9 protein-coding genes and 4 tRNA genes are annotated in these 16805 nt (G+C 39.8%); 5 read left to right on the forward strand and 8 right to left on the reverse strand.

What is annotated here, in order from left to right; translation table 11 throughout:
- Positions 1-11 precede the first annotated feature (11 nt).
- On the forward strand, positions 12-404 hold the full coding sequence (locus FXV77_RS19985; protein WP_148921016.1) for a hypothetical protein: 393 nt from the start codon (positions 12-14) through the stop codon (positions 402-404).
- A 111-nt stretch (positions 405-515) separates the two neighbouring features.
- On the opposite strand, the gene FXV77_RS19990 is transcribed toward FXV77_RS19985, so the two are convergent.
- Together FXV77_RS19990 and FXV77_RS19995 are read right to left on the reverse strand one after the other, a co-directional pair.
- A complete protein-coding gene (locus FXV77_RS19990; RefSeq protein ID WP_148921017.1) occupies positions 516-1031 on the reverse strand; it encodes an OmpA family protein in 516 nt (171 codons plus the stop codon).
- A gap of 122 nt (positions 1032-1153) precedes the next feature.
- Positions 1154-3349 carry a glucoamylase family protein gene (locus FXV77_RS19995; RefSeq protein ID WP_148921018.1) on the reverse strand — a complete coding sequence of 732 codons (2196 nt, stop codon included), beginning with the start codon at positions 3347-3349 and terminating at the stop codon, positions 1154-1156.
- Between the two features lie 183 nt (positions 3350-3532).
- Here FXV77_RS19995 and FXV77_RS20000 point away from each other — a divergent pair.
- Positions 3533-3605, forward strand: a tRNA-Gly gene (locus FXV77_RS20000).
- Positions 3606-3610: 5 nt separating this feature from the next.
- Positions 3611-3695: transfer RNA gene (locus tag FXV77_RS20005), tRNA-Leu, on the forward strand.
- A gap of 35 nt (positions 3696-3730) precedes the next feature.
- Here the strand turns inward: FXV77_RS20005 and FXV77_RS20010 are convergent.
- From FXV77_RS20010 to FXV77_RS20020, 3 genes are all read right to left on the reverse strand, one after another.
- Positions 3731-5665: a DUF3857 domain-containing protein gene (locus FXV77_RS20010; RefSeq protein ID WP_148921019.1), complete on the reverse strand. Its 1935-nt coding sequence runs from the start codon at positions 5663-5665 to the stop codon at positions 3731-3733.
- 3 nt (positions 5666-5668) lie between these two features.
- Positions 5669-7645, reverse strand: coding sequence for a DUF3857 domain-containing protein (locus FXV77_RS20015; protein WP_187444191.1), 1977 nt, complete (start codon positions 7643-7645; stop codon positions 5669-5671).
- A 95-nt stretch (positions 7646-7740) separates the two neighbouring features.
- Positions 7741-7825 (reverse strand) — tRNA-Ser (locus tag FXV77_RS20020).
- Between the two features lie 271 nt (positions 7826-8096).
- Here FXV77_RS20020 and FXV77_RS20025 point away from each other — a divergent pair.
- Positions 8097-8170, forward strand: a tRNA-Arg gene (locus FXV77_RS20025).
- Positions 8171-8276: 106 nt separating this feature from the next.
- Here FXV77_RS20025 and FXV77_RS20030 read toward each other — a convergent pair.
- From FXV77_RS20030 to rpe, 3 genes are all read right to left on the reverse strand, one after another.
- Complete coding sequence (locus tag FXV77_RS20030) at positions 8277-10544, reverse strand: aconitate hydratase (protein ID WP_148921021.1); 2268 nt, start codon at positions 10542-10544, stop codon at positions 8277-8279.
- A gap of 174 nt (positions 10545-10718) precedes the next feature.
- Positions 10719-13490 (reverse strand): bifunctional aconitate hydratase 2/2-methylisocitrate dehydratase, encoded by a 2772-nt coding sequence (locus FXV77_RS20035; protein ID WP_148921022.1) that lies wholly within the window; start codon positions 13488-13490, stop codon positions 10719-10721.
- A 280-nt stretch (positions 13491-13770) separates the two neighbouring features.
- Positions 13771-14451 (reverse strand): ribulose-phosphate 3-epimerase, encoded by a 681-nt coding sequence (gene rpe / locus FXV77_RS20040; protein WP_148921023.1) that lies wholly within the window; start codon positions 14449-14451, stop codon positions 13771-13773.
- Positions 14452-14597: 146 nt separating this feature from the next.
- Between rpe and FXV77_RS20045 the strand changes: the two genes are divergently transcribed.
- Positions 14598-16751, forward strand: a complete 2154-nt coding sequence (locus FXV77_RS20045; protein ID WP_148921024.1) for an HD family phosphohydrolase — start codon at positions 14598-14600, stop codon at positions 16749-16751.
- Positions 16752-16805: the final 54 nt, after the last annotated feature.

Below are 16805 nucleotides of genomic sequence, written 5' to 3' on the forward strand. Positions count from 1 at the left end.
TGACGTTTTTTATGTTTACTAAACTAATCGCTGTAGACGATCAAAAAATTGGCACCGTACATTTCCATGCATTTGTTATCAAAATCGAGAAAGAAGAGGTGGGTTTCGCTATTTTTATGGATGATTTACCCGTACCGCTACTCTATTTTTATCGAGATAGCATAAACAGCATAACGTTTAAAATTGATAATGATCAATTTTTAGGTATTGTCAAAAACAGTAAATTCACAAGCGAGGTACGAAAAGAGCTTTACAAAGAATTTGAGTTTTTTCTTCGCACAATGGAAGAGCGTGCAACGGCTTACTTATTTAAAAATGCTACAGTAAAATATATTACAAATTCCCGTGATATCATCCGATATAAAAACTATTATATTTCTGCTAATACGAAGATGTTTGAATAGGAATAAAGATCAGTAAATGCATACAATAAAAAACTGTTATTTGCCCATCGTCTTTTACTTTCAGAGTCTGTCAAATAACAGTTTTTTTTATAAATATTATCCCAAAAATAGTTAGTTCAAAATAACCACCTCAACACGTCTGTTTTGCTGACGCCCTTCGGGAGTTTTGTTATCTGCGACCGGATTTGTTTGTCCAAGACCCTGCGTGCTGATACGAGCTGGTGAGACACCGGCATCTTCCAAGAATTTCTTAACGGAAGCAGCTCGTTTTTCAGATAACCATTGGTTGTAGCCGGCTTCGCCAGTAGCATCGGTATGCCCATCTACACGCACCTGTTTCGTTGTATCGTTGATCAACAATTTCGATAGTTTACTCAACTCTATCTTTGCCTTATCCGTTAGAAAAGAAGAGTTTGTTGGAAACAGAACATCGGAAGAAAGTGTAAATTTAATTCCCTCGTCCGTGCGCGTAGCATCTTTAAACTCACCTTTTACGTTTTTTAAACCGTCGTCAGTCCCATCCTTGGAAACAACGGCACCTGAATTGACCATGATAGCTTGTTGTTTGCAAGATGTTACTCCCAGAGCAACGATAAGAGAAAATGCCACAGTACCTAGATATTTCATGAAATTTGCTTTTTAAGTTATGCTGTAAAGATAGTAATTTTCATCTTAATAAATTCTCATCCCATCTATGTTTGCTTTGAATAAATCATGGTGGTTTCGATATTCAAACCTAAAGCTTCTTTTTATTTATCCTCTCCAAATAGCTTCGCCAGCAATGCTTTGATTTCGGGGATCTCTTTGTATAAGTCCCATATTAATCCCGAGCGTGCATTTTCTATACAAACGGTAATCGCTGCTTGATTTGTCGCGAAATATTCGTCCGATACATCGTTGTTTCGCAAGTCAAGCCACGCGCGGAATCCATATTCTGTAAAAAAGTTCTCACCATAGTTATCATACAATGCCAACACCGCTTTTCTCCCTTCTTCATTTAATATAAACATGGACGCCGGTGCAATAGCGGGGTTGATCCGATAGCTACCAATACTATCCATACGTTGGTAAAACCCCCAGACATCGGAATTTGTTGATCCTACTCCAATTTCATTATCCCGGCGTTTCCGCACCTTAATATAATTGCGTATCGCTTCTTCATAATTGATATTTCGGTCCCTTAACAACTTGGGATCGATCGTAAAAAACGGTTTATACAAATCCAATAAAGTTGATCCCGAAAAACCAAAAAGCAGATGTTCTCCGTACAGAACAGTATCTTGGAATACAGAAACTCTATTGGCCATATTTTCCTGACTGTTCCGAAGCGGATCAATAGCCAACCGGAAGCTTCTCATAAGGGCTAAAATCGTATCTTTCGCTAGACTGTCCATCTTGTTATAATCTGAGGAGTAAGCCAAATCGATATTCTTGATACCGTTTTCGTAAGCTGAAAGTGGTATTGCATACTTTGGAGAGCTCATCGCCAATAAGTATGCGTTCATGGATTCGTTTATCCCGCCTAGTGTTGGATAACGGTGGGAAGTATCTGCTACTGATATTTTTTCTGCCAACACATCACTGTATCCCTCGGCTAGAAGTTGATTCCATTTAATATTTCCCCAAAGTGCCGTTATCCTCTTCCGCAGATCCACTTCAGTATCGTCTTCCTTTGAAAAATATTGACGCGCCACCAATAACGCTTCAATCATAGAAGATGTCGCCAATACATCGTAAGTCGCTTCATTATTACGATGCTCAGGCAAGCCTGTACGCCCGTCAAAATAAGCCGGGAAGATGCCCAGATGGTTTTGTGCTTTTGACAGGAAAAAAACCATACGGGAAATACGTCCTACCGCCAACGATCTGTTAATTCGTTCCTTTTCTACCCCGACGATGAGGCTCAAGATGGCATTTCCACTTTCCTTAACCGATACGACAGCACGCTCTTTCATACGAAACGGCAAATACATACCGCTATTGATATCGAAGTTTTCTGCGAAATAGTTAACATGTGCGCCCTGTACTAGGTCCAACAATTCAGTTTCGTTCAACTTCTTTGTCTTAACTTCCGTTACTTCAGAAAACGGCGATTCCTCATAATTATAATCTATCCAGGCAATCTTATAATAATATGTTTTGTCAAGGTCGGAAACATAGTCCAAACATCCCTGCATCGATGTGGGGCGTATACCAATTGCGCGAAAATCTTTATTATCCTCCGATCTATATATTTTGATATAACGGATAGAAGGCGTTAGTGGTAATTGCCATTTTAAATGAACTTGCTTATCATACGCTATTGCAGATGATAATATGGCGGGAGACGAAAGTTTTACCTGTGGAACGCCTTTTGAAAGAAATTCTACTTGATCAATAAACAGATAATGCATCTCATCATCCGCTCCATTTTGAGTAAAGCGTAGCGTTGTGATGGTTTCTTTGACATGTAAGTTTTTAAAGTCGGCTACTGGAATCCTCACATCTATCCATTTGTTATAGTCAAGATTCTTTATATAAGATGCTAACTCCAGCTGATCCGTCTCCGAATGTTTTTGCTGAATGCTTATTTTCGGCAGATTGTTATCTTTTGTGTTTTCGGACTTAATATACAATTTAAGCACGAGATGATCAGAACGCTCAACCTGATAGTTTAGTTTTTGACGGCTGTATTGTAGGTCGACCTGCCAGTCTCCCTCCACAGCGGATTTATATTGCAAAGAAAGTGCGTTGCCAGGCGTGAAGAACAATGTATCAGACACTAATAGATGATGGTTCAAGTTCTCGACCCAGGAACGCCCTTGATAACTTACTTTACTTTTGGCATAGGTACCTTTTACCAGACTATTATCGAAGACAACTTCGGGATAGGTATCGGCATACCCTTTTTCTAATGTGGCAATAATACCAGCTAATACCAGAACATACAAATACAATTGCTTCATAACAAATATCAATCTTCGACAAAAATAAGCAAATATTGCACCATTTAACTATTATCGTCTATTTTAAAGGCTTCGGTAAGAAAAATATTACGCACATTTTTAGACGGTTAGCATTAGTCGTATTAAAAAGCGTAAAAATAATTTTTGGAATAAGATTTTCTCTCTATATTTGCATCGTCGCAAGCGAAAGTAGCTCAGTTGGTAGAGCACAACCTTGCCAAGGTTGGGGTCGCGAGTTCGAATCTCGTCTTTCGCTCAGTTGCCTAGGTGGTGGAACTGGTAGACACGCAGGACTTAAAATCCTGTTCCCGTTAAGGGAGTGCGGGTTCGATTCCCGCCCTAGGTACTTAAGGAAGCAACATATACGTTGTTTCCTTTTTTTTATTCGAGTGTTGCCTCATTTTTTCTAATAGATAAACTATATTTTCCTCTATCAGAACCATAAACCTCGTTCATAAATTTATAAAATTCTACATATTTTTCTTTTGGGTAAGTTCCTTCCCGTAGCTGAACCATGCGATAACTAGTCAATATACCATTTGATATTGAAATACGCAGCTCGTATATCCCCATCTCTGTTTCCAATCGCTTATTAACTGGCATAGGCAACGTATCGATATCTTTTGGCAATGTATAGTATATAATGTCGATATCTGTATATCCACGGTTGATATACAAATCGTTGGTTCGGTTTCGTGTTGCAGGTATTGCTCGTGCTTGATTGAATATATTTGGATGTAAAATAGCGTGCGTGCCCGACTTTACTACATAATTTTTTATCATGAGATCCAGTGTTTCACGGAACGCAATCGAATCTTTATCTTCTGAAATCATTTCGTAATCAATCTTTTGGAAGCTGATATTATCAATATCATACCATTTCTTCACGTTGTGCGTTTTATCCTGTTGATTTAAAAAAGTGTTGTAATAATGATTATCAAACTGTCCGCCCTTAAATGTGGTCGTTAAACGCCCTTCTAGTGAACCGTCTGCTAATATCTTAAAATGACCTTCTCGATACTGTAAACTTTCGGTGTGGCTGAATTTGGGTGTCCGCAAGATTCTCCCACCCTCAACCGAACAGGCGATAACAAGTCGATCGTCGGTAAAATCACCTAAAAATCCAAAAGGGATTTGCTGGTTAGTACATTCCAGCCAAGTGGTATCATTTTCAAAAGGTATACATAGGATAATATGGTTTCCATCAGAGACATTAGCAAAGTCAGCAGTAATGTCTCTTTTATATGAACCCGCTTCTACAATACAATAGTAAGAAGGGATATTAACAATGTCTAACAAGCTCTGCATATAATTGACCAACGCTTTACAATCGCCATATCCCAACTGATCCACCATTTTAGCGGGAAAAGGCTCAATCCCTCCTATCCCCACCTGAATACTAATGTAGCGAGTCTTATCCTGCATATATTTATATAAAGCTTTCGCTTTTTCTTTGGACGAATCTATATGTTTCGTCAATTCCTGCACATGTCGAACGGTCGCTTCTGGAAGTTCACGTTTATCCGCCAACAAACGGTCATAATTCCATTTTCCAAATTCTTGCCAGTCTTTAAAATGCCCCATTTTCTTGAAATACTGAAAGCTTTCCGGAACGATCCTGACACGCGCAGCTTGGAGATCATGTGGAGGGCTGTATGGTTCGGATCGACGTGCGGGGATATCCCGTAGTTCCCAAGTATAAGTTTTAATCTTTGCATCCTCCTCCACTCTAGCTTCTGCTTCATAATTTTGTTGGTGTATGCGAATTTTATCTGTTTGGCGACACGTAAAAACGTAACTGCTCCGTTCAATAGCCACATCGTAAGCATAGTCCGGCGTCCATGACGGAATCAACAGATTTTGATTCTCTTTAATTTCTACACGATAAGCAATGGTATAAGGATAGTTATATACCGCAGGACTGTAATTTTTCATCCGGGTGTCATCATATAGGTTACTTTGACCAGAAGCACTCCTATCTCGAAAGTCCTTCAATGAAAATGTTCCGATTGAAATGCCAAATTCATTAAATATTTCTCCTTTTACACTTTTTATCTTTCTCGATTTATTATAATATAATTCAATACCGCCATGTTCTTCCCCATTCCTATTATGGACAGTCACAGCACGGGTTATACGGATGGTCACATCGTTAACACCTTTCATATCAATTTCCACACGTTCATCTCTAACCGTTGCATCTGCCCGTTCTTTTAAGTTCTCACGAATTAAATCCACCGCATATATATTTTGCCCCTTTAAGTATACGTGGATAGCACTAGTTAATGCCAGGATTAGCCATAGTTTCCTTGTCATAGCCTATTTATTGATGAATGCAAAATCTAGTTTTTGATGTTGGATTATTCTCGAGTAAAATTCTTTAAGATGAAAATATTCATCCACTTCATAAATTGCTTTATTCAAGCTCAGCTCTTGTTTGAGCATTAAACTACCCTCTTTATACTGCGACTGGTAGGTATACCTTGCTGCATTCTCCGGTAGAGCTAAAGCGGTGTTCTTCGGTTGACGCTCGACGTGGAAACCGTCTGATAATTGAACAGAGATGGCGTACGTTTCTTTCTGTTTGGAGCCAAGATCTACAGGATAGTTTCTCTCCTCTAAATTAAAAGGATTTTTTGTCATCCTATTAACCAGTATAGGATTAAAGACAAAAGCCCCTCCTCGTAGGTTATCGGAGAAATCCATACTAATCTCATAACTCTCGACGAGGTTGTTATCCAGACTATCCAATTGGTAGATCTTTCCATCTTCAATTTGCATACTGGTGGAATTATTCATCCGTTCCTCGATATAGGCGTCCAATGATGAAAACCTCCGAATATAATTTCTACGGTTCAATGCATCCAGTCCTTCATAAATTATACGGATCTTTCCTTTGAATTGACCGGCATCATCTATCTTTCCGGCGATATCGAAATGAGTAGAGGCTTGGAGCTCATTCTCTAACTTTATCCACTCAGAGGATCTTTTTGAATAAATAATACGGCCATTTCCGTTAATACATCGAAGGGGTAAAAGACCAAATGGAAGATTTTCTTCCGATGCATCCAAAAAATAGCTTTTACCATTTACTCGAACCTGTGCGACAAGATAATTGAAATCAGAAATAACCGGGTGTATCGTTTTAGGAAGGCCATTTTCCCGTGTAGATACTAACACTGGGTAAGCTTCAATATCCGCGGCATTGCAGGCAGAAATCAGTGTAAGATTGATATCCCCAATGTTGCCATTTCTTCTTTCTAAAGCTTCTTTTACTCCGAATTGACTATATTTACCATATACCTTATTCCATTTGATCTGCTTTTTGATATAGCTGTATATTTTACGTGCCTTATCTTCTTCTGAATCACCGTCCGCATATATTTCGGGCAAGATACGTTTAAAATTATTCTCTCGATTAATCTGGCCTCCAAACGAGCGGTTACTCAATAGCTCCCTATCCACATCTTTCCACTCTTTGGTAAGGTTCTGTCGTGCTCCATTCGTCGAATAATACTGCATAAGCTCAAAGTTAATTGCCGATTTATAGTTTTTTGGCGCCAACATATAGCTTTCCTCATGGAAGGCGGGAATATCCTTCATAATATAGGTTAACTGTGAACAATCAAACCGACGCCCATTCAGTAAAAAATGATCTTTCAGCAATCTTGACCTTTCGTCCGTTAACTTATAAAAACCATTCAGTGTTACATTATAGTTATAGACCGCCGGGATTATCGCCGTGTACTCGCTATAGAGTTTAGGAATATCCTCTTGATATCTCCAGGTTCTATAGTTAAAGATATCGGGTGACCTTATCTCATATTCAATATCAATAATACAATTTTCGGTAATGTTCGGCAAAGTGAACTTGCTTAAGTTTACAAATTCATTCACTTTTTCGTGAAAAACAGCCCCTTTGTCCATCTCAACAGTATGTATCTTCCCGTCTATATAATGTGTATATCCTCGAATCTGGCTTATGGTTTCAAATTTATTTCCGATCTTATAAAGAGGAATAACGTAGTCGGCTCTATCAAAACCTTCTTTATCCAAGATCTTAATCCGGACGCCATAGCGGTGTATGACCCGCAGCTCCCTTTCAGCCTCATCCACCTGTATGTCCGAACGCCCTTTTTCTACTATAACCACTGCGTGGGAAGTCGAATCGATTATCGGAGAATCAGATAGATCAAAATCGCGAAAAGAAATCAAGGGCAATTCATTAGTTTGGGCATCCGTATTGAAAAAAAATACTTGGAAAATCCAAACGAGAGCAAAAAATCGGTACATCATAATTAGGCTATTTTGGAGTGAATATAGCAAAAAAACAAATCTAAATGCTAAAAAAAATAAAAAATCCCTCATCTTTCGATGAAGGATTTTTCGAGCGGAGAGCAAGGGATTCGAACCCCTGAACCTGTTACAGTTAACGGTTTTCAAGACCGCCGCATTCGACCACTCTGCCAGCTCTCCGCTGCAAAAGTACAAATTTTCTCTTTCATGCAAAATTTTATTTCAAATTTCCAATATGCAAGCAAATCACGCTTTAAAATAACATATAGACCAACATATAAAGATCTGTTCAGCGTGTTTACATATCCTTTTGATATATCTCACAGACAAAAATTTAGCTAAAAGAAAATATACCTTTGGCGTGCAATAAGTTAGTCCGGCCTTAATAAAAATTAGTCATTTTATTTTGCAAAATAAGCGCAATTGCCTACTTTTGTTGCACCGAAAGGAGGCGCCAATAGCTCAGCTGGATAGAGCAACGGTTTTCTAAACCGTCGGTCTCAGGTTCGAATCCTGATTGGCGTACTTAACGAGCCTGCAATCATTTGATTAGCAGGCTTATTTTTTTTAAGAAAACCACGATCTATTTAAAGAACCGTGGCTTTCGCATTTGTTTACTTATACAATGAATTTATTTTGCTTGGTTCGCACGAATGATATTCAATGCTCCACCAGCTTTAAACCATTCGATCTGTTGTGCGTTGTACGTATGGTTAACCAAGATACTATCTTGTGTACCATCCGCATGGTGCAAGATGATAGTCAGCGGTTTTCCTGGAGCGAACTCTGTTAAGCCAATAATATCAACCGTATCGTCTTCCTGAATTTTATCGTAATCGTCCTTATTGTCGAACGTTAACCCCAACATACCTTGCTTTTTCAAGTTGGTTTCATGGATCCGAGCGAAAGATTTAACCAACACAGCACGCACACCTAGATGACGAGGCTCCATTGCCGCGTGTTCGCGAGAAGATCCTTCACCATAGTTTTCATCACCCACCACAATCGAACCAATACCCGCAGCCTTGTAATTACGTTGTGTTGCCGGCACCGCAGTATACTCTCCGGTCAATTGATTTTTAACAAAATCTGTTTTATCATTAAAGAAGTTGACCGCACCGATAAGCATATTATTGGAAATGTTATCTAAGTGCCCCCGATATTTCAACCAAGGACCTGCCATAGAGATGTGGTCAGTGGTACATTTACCCTTTGCCTTTATTAATAGTTTCAATCCAATAAGGTCGGTACCTTCCCAAGCAGGAAATGGTTCCAATAATTGGAGACGATCAGATGTAGGAGATACATCTACTGTTACAGAAGAACCATCTGCTGCTGGCGCCTGATAGCCCGGATCTTCCACATCAAAACCTTTTGATGGTAATTCGTCCCCTGTCGGCGGATCCAATTTCACCTGCTCACCGTTTTTGTTAGTCAACGTGTCCGTAACGGGGTTAAACCCTAGATTACCAGCGATAGCAATTGCGGCAACCATTTCCGGAGAAGTCACAAAGGCATACGTATTTGGATTACCATCAGCACGTTTCGCAAAGTTTCTATTAAACGAGTGGACAATGGTGTTTTTCTCTTGTTTATCAGCTCCAGCACGATCCCACATACCAATACAAGGGCCACAAGCGTTCGTAAAGATCGTAGCGTTTAGATCTTCAAACGTTTTTAGCAAACCATCGCGATCTGCTGTATAACGCACCTGCTCAGAGCCCGGGTTAATACCAAATTCCGCTTTTGTAACCAGGCCTTTATCAATCGCCTGCTTAGCAATAGAAGCCGCACGGGATAAATCCTCGTAGGAAGAGTTTGTACACGAACCAATCAAGCCCCACTCTACCTTTAATGGCCAGCCGTTCTTTTCAGCTTCTTCGTGCATACGCGAAACGGGTGTATACAAATCTGGCGTAAACGGACCATTCAACGACGGTTCCAATTCAGACAAATTGATTTCGATCAACTGATCAAAATATTGCGCTGGATCCGCATAAACTTCAGGATCTGCTGTTAGATGTTGTTTGATTGCATTTGCTGCATCGGCAACGTCAGCCCGATCTGTAGATCTTAAATAACGCTCCATAGAAGCATCATAACCGAAAGTCGAAGTTGTTGCTCCAATCTCTGCGCCCATATTACAGATAGTACCTTTACCTGTACATGATAAGGACTCTGCCCCTTCACCAAAATATTCTACAATAGCCCCAGTACCACCTTTCACGGTTAAGATACCAGCCACTTTTAGGATAACATCTTTTGGTGCTACCCATCCAGATAACCTACCCGTTAATTTAACACCGATTAGTTTAGGGAATTTAAGCTCCCAAGGTAAACCAGCCATGACATCACAAGCATCAGCTCCACCAACACCGATAGCCACCATACCTAACCCCCCTGCATTCACCGTATGCGAATCCGTGCCAATCATCATTCCACCAGGGAAAGCATAGTTCTCCAATACCACTTGGTGGATAATACCGGCTCCCGGTTTCCAAAAACCTATTCCATATTTATTGGATACGGAAGATAAAAAATTAAATACTTCCGAGCTTTCGTTTTTTGCTCGTGTCAAGTCCTGTTCCGCACCGTCCCTTGCTTGGATTAGGTGATCACAGTGAACAGTTGAAGGGACCGCCACTTTAGGACGTCCGGCTTGCATAAACTGTAATAAAGCCATTTGTGCCGTAGCATCTTGCATGGCTACACGATCCGGCGCAAAATCTACATAAGAAGCTCCTCGCTCATAAGCTTCGGTTGCGTTTCCTGCCCATAAATGTGTATACAAAATTTTCTCAGCAAGCGTTAAAGGCTTGTTAACCACTTGACGCGCAGCAGCAATGCGCTCGTCGTATTGGCGATACACCTTCTTAATCATTTCAATATCAAAAGCCATATTCTCTCTCTAAATAAATTCGTTTATTAACAATTTGATTTAGCGAAAGATACGAAAAAATGAAATAAATATCAAATTATCAAGAATGGAAAACGCCCGTTAACATACAAAAAAACAGCACCCGAAATCCATATGGATTCCGGGTGCTATTCAGGAGATTAAAATGACCTACAACTAATGAACAAGTTGCTTATTGGACGGCGTGAATTTAGTCAAATCGATATCGACTACTGCCGCTTTGTATTCTTCAATCGTCGGAATCCTTCCCAAAATTGCTGATAAAACGACAACTGGCGTTGAAGCCAACAAAGATTCCCCTTTTTTACGTTCCGCATCTTCTACCACACGACCTTGGAAAAGACGGGTCGAGGTAGCCATTACCGTATCACCTTTCTCCGCTTTTTCCTGGTTACCCATACAGAGGTTACAACCTGGACGCTCCAAATACATCATATTTTCATATTCCGTACGGGCGACACCCTTTGGTGCAGCGTCATTAAACTCAAATCCGGAATATTTCTCCAACAATTCCCAATCTCCTTCATCTTTCAACTCATCAATGATATTATAAGTCGGAGCAGCCACAACCAACGGTGCATTAAATTTCACTTCACCCTGCTTTTCTTCTATATTACGTAGCATTTTGGAAACAATTTTCAGATCACCTTTGTGTACCATACACGACCCCACAAAACCAAGGTCTACTTTTTTATCACCTCCGTAATAAGTCAAATCACGGATCGTATCATGTGTATAACGCTTCGAAACATCTTCGTTGTTGACATCCGGATCGGCAATCATTGGTTCGTCGATGATATCCAAATCAATAACCACTTCTGCATAATATTTTGCATCCGCATCTGGCTTCAATGCTGGTATTTCACTAGATTTGACTTCTTCAATACGTTTATTTGCCTTATTAATCAAGCCTTGGAGCACTGCGTTGTCGTTATCCATTCCTTTATCAATCATGATCTGGATTCTACGTTTGGCGATTTCCAATGACTCGATCAAGGTATCATCTTCCGAAATACAGATAGATGCTTTCGCTTTCATTTCTGCCGTCCAATCGGTAAACGTAAAGGCTTGATCAGCGGGAAGTGTTCCTATATGAACTTCGATAACCCTTCCTTGGAATACGTTTTCACCACCAAATTGTTTAAGCATTTGGGCTTGTGTTGCGTGAACCACATCGCGGAAATCCATATAATCTTTCATCTCTCCTTTGAAAGTTACTTTTACGGACTCCGGGATCGGCATAGAAGCCTCACCTGTCGCTAAAGCCAACGCAACGGTTCCAGAGTCAGCCCCAAAAGCTACCCCTTTAGACATCCTCGTATGGGAGTCACCACCGATGATGATTGCCCATTCGTCAACCGTAATATCGTTCAACACTTTATGGATAACGTCGGTCATCGCATGATATTCGCCTTTCGGATCCCGCGCTGTAATCAAACCGAAATCGTTCATAAACTTCATCAATTTCGGGATGTTAGCCTGTGCTTTTTTGTCCCAAACTGAGGCGGTGTGACAACCTGATTGGTATGCTCCATCAACAATAGGTGAGATTACCGTAGCAGCCATAGATTCCAATTCCTGAGCAGTCATCAAACCTGTTGTATCTTGCGAACCAACGATGTTGACTTGTACACGAACGTCTGAACCAGCATGCAAAATCTTGTCCTGCGTTACGCCAACAGCATTTTTGTTGAATATTTTTTCAACAGCTGTCAACCCTTGTCCTTCGACGGTGATTTCCTTAGAAGCTGCAAATACCTGCGGAGCTTCTAGCTCCAAAGTTCTCGCTGCAAATGTCTGGATTTTTTTACCGAACACAATAGCATACGAACCTCCAGCTTTGATGAATTCCATTTTCTGAGGAGTTAATGATTTGGAGATATCAATCAATTCCTGATCACCGCTATATAATTTTTTTGTTTTTGTGTTAATGGTCAACACCGTACCGGTAGCGACAGAATAAACCTCCACCAAAACGGGCTCCCCTTTTTCGTTCAGAACCGGCTTTCCATCTGCATCGATTTTTTTAACCCAGTTCTTTAGGTCGATACCTATACCACCTGTTACATCAACTGTCGTTAAGAAAATCGGCGAAATCCCATTTGTCCCGGCTACTATTGGTGCAATATTTACGAACGGTACATAAGGACTCGCTTGTTTACCGGTCCAGAGTGCCACATTGTTGACTCCCGACATACGTGACGAGCCTACGCCCATCGTTCCTTTTTCGGCGATCAACATCACACTTGCATCCGGATGTTTCGCTTGTAAGGCTTTGATCTCTACCTGAGCGTGGAGGGACATCATACATTTTCCATGCAGCTCACGGTCAGAACGTGAATGCGCTTGATTGCCCGGAGATAATAAATCTGTAGAAATATCTCCCTCAGCAGCGATATAAGTAATAACTTTGATTTCTTCTGGCACCTCAGGTAGCTCCGTGAAAAACTCTGCTTTTGCATAACTTTCCAAGATCTCTCTAGCAATAGTACTTCCACTTTCGTAAGCTGATTTTAAACGATCTGTGTCAGCATCATAGAGAAATACCTGCGTTTTCAAGACTTTCGCGGCCTCTTTGGCAATTGCAGCATCTTCACCTAAAGCTAAATCTAACAACACTTCGATAGAAGGACCTCCCTTCATATGTGACAACAACTCGAATGCAAAAGCTGGCGTAATTTCTTCGACAAAAGACTGCCCAAGGATAATTTCCTTTAGAAATTTAGCCTTTACACCTGCAGCTGGCGTCGTACCAGGCAACGTATTGTACACGAAAAACTGAATTGAATCTTTCCGATATAGATTATTCAAGTCTTTAATCTGTTCAATGATTTCACTTAACAATTCTGCTCCATCAATAGGTTTAGGATGAAGACCTTGTCCTTTTCTCTCTTCGATTTCCTGAATGTAATCGTTATATATACTCATAATGGTGTATTATCAAACTAAAACCATTCTCTAACACAAATGCGAACGGTTATTACTTCTTTTTTTATTACCAATTGCTCTTGCGGCTATTTACCGAAAAACAAGACTCTTTTTTTTCAGCGCAAAAGTAAAAAAAAACAAACTTTATCTAGAATATAAGCACCTGATTGCATAATTTGGAATTATTCTAAACTATATAGATGCCACCAAAAAGAATAAGATTGATCACTTTGATAAACAACCCCATTATTGGCGTTTATACTTAAAGAAAAATCTATGGCTATACCGAATGTAAAGTATAATCAACAGCCTTTAATTTTTTTACCGTCTCCATCGGATCTGTCGCATTAAAGACAAAGGATCCGGTTACCAATACATCTGCTCCAGCCTGCAACAGTGGTGCAGCATTTTGTAAGGTTACTCCCCCATCAATCTCAATTAATAAACTATCGTTCACTCCTGCTGCCAAAGCTCTCAAAGCTCTAACTTTATCATATGTACGTTCGATAAACTTCTGCCCTCCAAACCCAGGGTTCACGGACATTATACACACCAAATCGACATCTTGAATGACATCCTGCAACAGGGATACTGGCGTATGGGGATTCAAGGCGACACCGGCTTTACAGCCAAGTTCCTTTATAGCAGCCAATGTACGGTGAAGATGTGTACAGGCCTCGTAATGCACGGTAATACTGGATGCCCCGGAATCCTTACAAGTTTTTAGATAACGATCCGGATCCACAATCATCAAGTGTACATCTAAAGGCTTGGTTGCGTGTTTAGCAATCGCCTGCATAACCGGAAAACCAAAAGAGATATTTGGAACAAAGACACCATCCATAATATCAATATGAAACCAATCCGCTTCACTATTATTTACGAGTTGTATAGCATCATAGAGATTCGCAAAATCAGCAGCCAAAACAGACGGGGCAATCAGATGTTTTGTTGTAGACATGTTTATATATTTTTCACAAAGATACGGAAGTTTAAGGCTATTATAAGAGGAAATTCGTATTTTGACATCTAAACGATTCCTCAATAAATTAGTACATTTGTTGTAAAATTATATTTTACACTGATAGCATAAAAAACGATAAGCAAGTGGCAAAACTCAAAATCAATTACCTTCGCGATAAGAATCAGAACAATTCTCTGATAGTGAAATCTGCCATGATTATTCTGGCAATTGTGTTGATTTGTATTTTTCTACCGAAGCAACCACGCTTTCGCTACGAATTCGAAAAAGGAAAAGTCTGGAATCATGAAAATCTCGTCTCACCCTACAATTTCGCGATTTTAAAAACGCAGGAAGAACTTAATAGAGATAGAGAACAGATACTTAAGACCGTTCAGCCCATTTACAACTTAAACGTCAGTGCCAGCAAAGAACAAATCGACCAATTTAATACCGACATTGCGGAGAAATGGCAAATCGCAAACATGGATTCGGTATCTGGTCAGGATATGGAAACATACCAATCAGTAGGAAACACACTTCTTAATTACATATACAACAGGGGGATAATTTCGTTGAACAACCGGTATCAAAACAAGGGGTTGAACGCGGAACAAGTGGACAAAGCACAAAGTCAGTATAATTTCACACTGATTCAGGACAATGTCGCGCAACAGAAAAACACGGCTGATATTTTTACGATTGAGTCAGCCAATCAGTACATCGAAAACAACCTTTCCAGAAATAACAAAATAGACCAAAAGATATGGTTAGCAGAAACCCTCAAGAACTATGTTACCATAAACTATATCTTCAATGAAAACTTAACGAACAAGGCGGAGCAAAATGCTTTAGCCAATATATCCACTACTCGAGGAATGGTGCAAAAAGGAGAACTTATCTCAGAAAAAGACAAAATCATCGGTAATGAAACTTATCAGAAATTGACTTCCTTACGCAAGGTTTTTGAAGATGAAGCTCGAATTAGTGGCAATCAAGGTTACGTTATGCTTGGTCAATTTGTGGTCATTTCGATGTGTGTATCCCTCTTAATGGTGTTCCTATATTTTTTTCGATCCACTATCTTTGAGAGCAATAGGCTATTATTTATTATTTTAATCGTGATTGTATGTATGCTTGGTGTACTATCCTGGGCAATCAACATGAAAATTCTAAATCTTTATTATATCCCTTATTGTAGCGTTCCTATTATTTTTAGGGTATTGTTTGATACACGCGTTGCCTTAAATATCCATCTGTTAATGGTCCTACTGGCCGCCCTATTTGTACCGAATAGTTTTGAATTTGTATTTTTACAGTTCGTGACCGGTATGGTTGCTATTTATAGTATCAGAACATTGGTTAAACGGGAGCAATTTTTAGTTTCCTCTCTTATTATCTTAGGCACTTATATTATAGCCTACGTAGGCTTAGTACTAACACGTAATGGATCGATAAGCTCTATCTACTGGACAGATATTATACCTTTTGTTGTTAGTGTAGGGTTAACGCTCCTCGCCTATCCTTTAATATATGCATTCGAACGCTTATTTGGCATCGTCTCCGATCTTACTTTGATGGAATTAACGAACAGCAACTCGCGTTTATTGAGAGAACTTTCACTAAAAGCGCCTGGTACTTTTCAACACTCACTACAGGTAGCCAATCTCGCGGAGGCCGCCATCTATAAAATCGGAGGGAATCCATTGCTAATCCGTGCAGGAGCACTATACCACGATATTGGTAAAATGTCAAACCCCTTATTTTTCATCGAAAACCAAAAAACGGATACCAATCCACATGCTGAACTTACCCCGGAACAATCTGCACAAATCATTATATCACACGTGCACAAGGGCATTGACATGGCGAAGAAAAACCAACTTCCGGAAGTCATTATCGACTTCATACGTACACATCACGGTACGACGAAGGTTGATTATTTCTACAATATGGCTATTAAGAACAACCCAGATAAACTGGTTGACGAAAGCATTTTTAAATATCCTGGACCTGTGCCTTTCTCAAAAGAGACAGCCGTGCTCATGATTGCTGATTCTGTAGAGGCGGCTTCCAGAGCTTTGAAAGAACCCACGGAAGAATCCATCAACAATCTAGTCGATAAGATTGTGGAGTACAAAATCACCCAGCGTCAATTTATCAATTCTGATATTACGATGCGTGATATTACCGAAGTATCCGATATTTTTAAATCGATGCTAAAAAGCATTTATCATGTCCGGATTGATTATGATGTCAACAAAAAAACTACTCTTGGAACCACTGATGTAAAAAATTAAATTGAGTGTCAGATGTTTATTCTTTTTTGACAAAAAAACGGTTTTAAAGCTTTG

It is taken from the genome of Sphingobacterium phlebotomi (genome assembly GCF_008180195.1).
Taxonomy (GTDB): domain Bacteria; phylum Bacteroidota; class Bacteroidia; order Sphingobacteriales; family Sphingobacteriaceae; genus Sphingobacterium; species Sphingobacterium phlebotomi.

What these genes read in the sequence shown, in the direction of transcription:
- rpe (WP_148921023.1), bottom strand. Translation starts at nt 14,451, where the DNA reads ATGTCTACAACAAAACATCTGATTGCCCCGTCTGTTTTGGCTGCTGAT.
- FXV77_RS20035 (WP_148921022.1), bottom strand. Translation starts at nt 13,490, where the DNA reads ATGAGTATATATAACGATTACATTCAGGAAATCGAAGAGAGAAAAGGA.
- FXV77_RS20015 (WP_187444191.1), bottom strand. Translation starts at nt 7,645, where the DNA reads ATGATGTACCGATTTTTTGCTCTCGTTTGGATTTTCCAAGTATTTTTT.
- FXV77_RS20030 (WP_148921021.1), bottom strand. Translation starts at nt 10,544, where the DNA reads ATGGCTTTTGATATTGAAATGATTAAGAAGGTGTATCGCCAATACGAC.
- FXV77_RS20010 (WP_148921019.1), bottom strand. Translation starts at nt 5,665, where the DNA reads ATGACAAGGAAACTATGGCTAATCCTGGCATTAACTAGTGCTATCCAC.
- FXV77_RS19995 (WP_148921018.1), bottom strand. Translation starts at nt 3,349, where the DNA reads ATGAAGCAATTGTATTTGTATGTTCTGGTATTAGCTGGTATTATTGCC.
- FXV77_RS19985 (WP_148921016.1), top strand. Translation starts at nt 12, where the DNA reads ATGTTTACTAAACTAATCGCTGTAGACGATCAAAAAATTGGCACCGTA.
- FXV77_RS19990 (WP_148921017.1), bottom strand. Translation starts at nt 1,031, where the DNA reads ATGAAATATCTAGGTACTGTGGCATTTTCTCTTATCGTTGCTCTGGGA.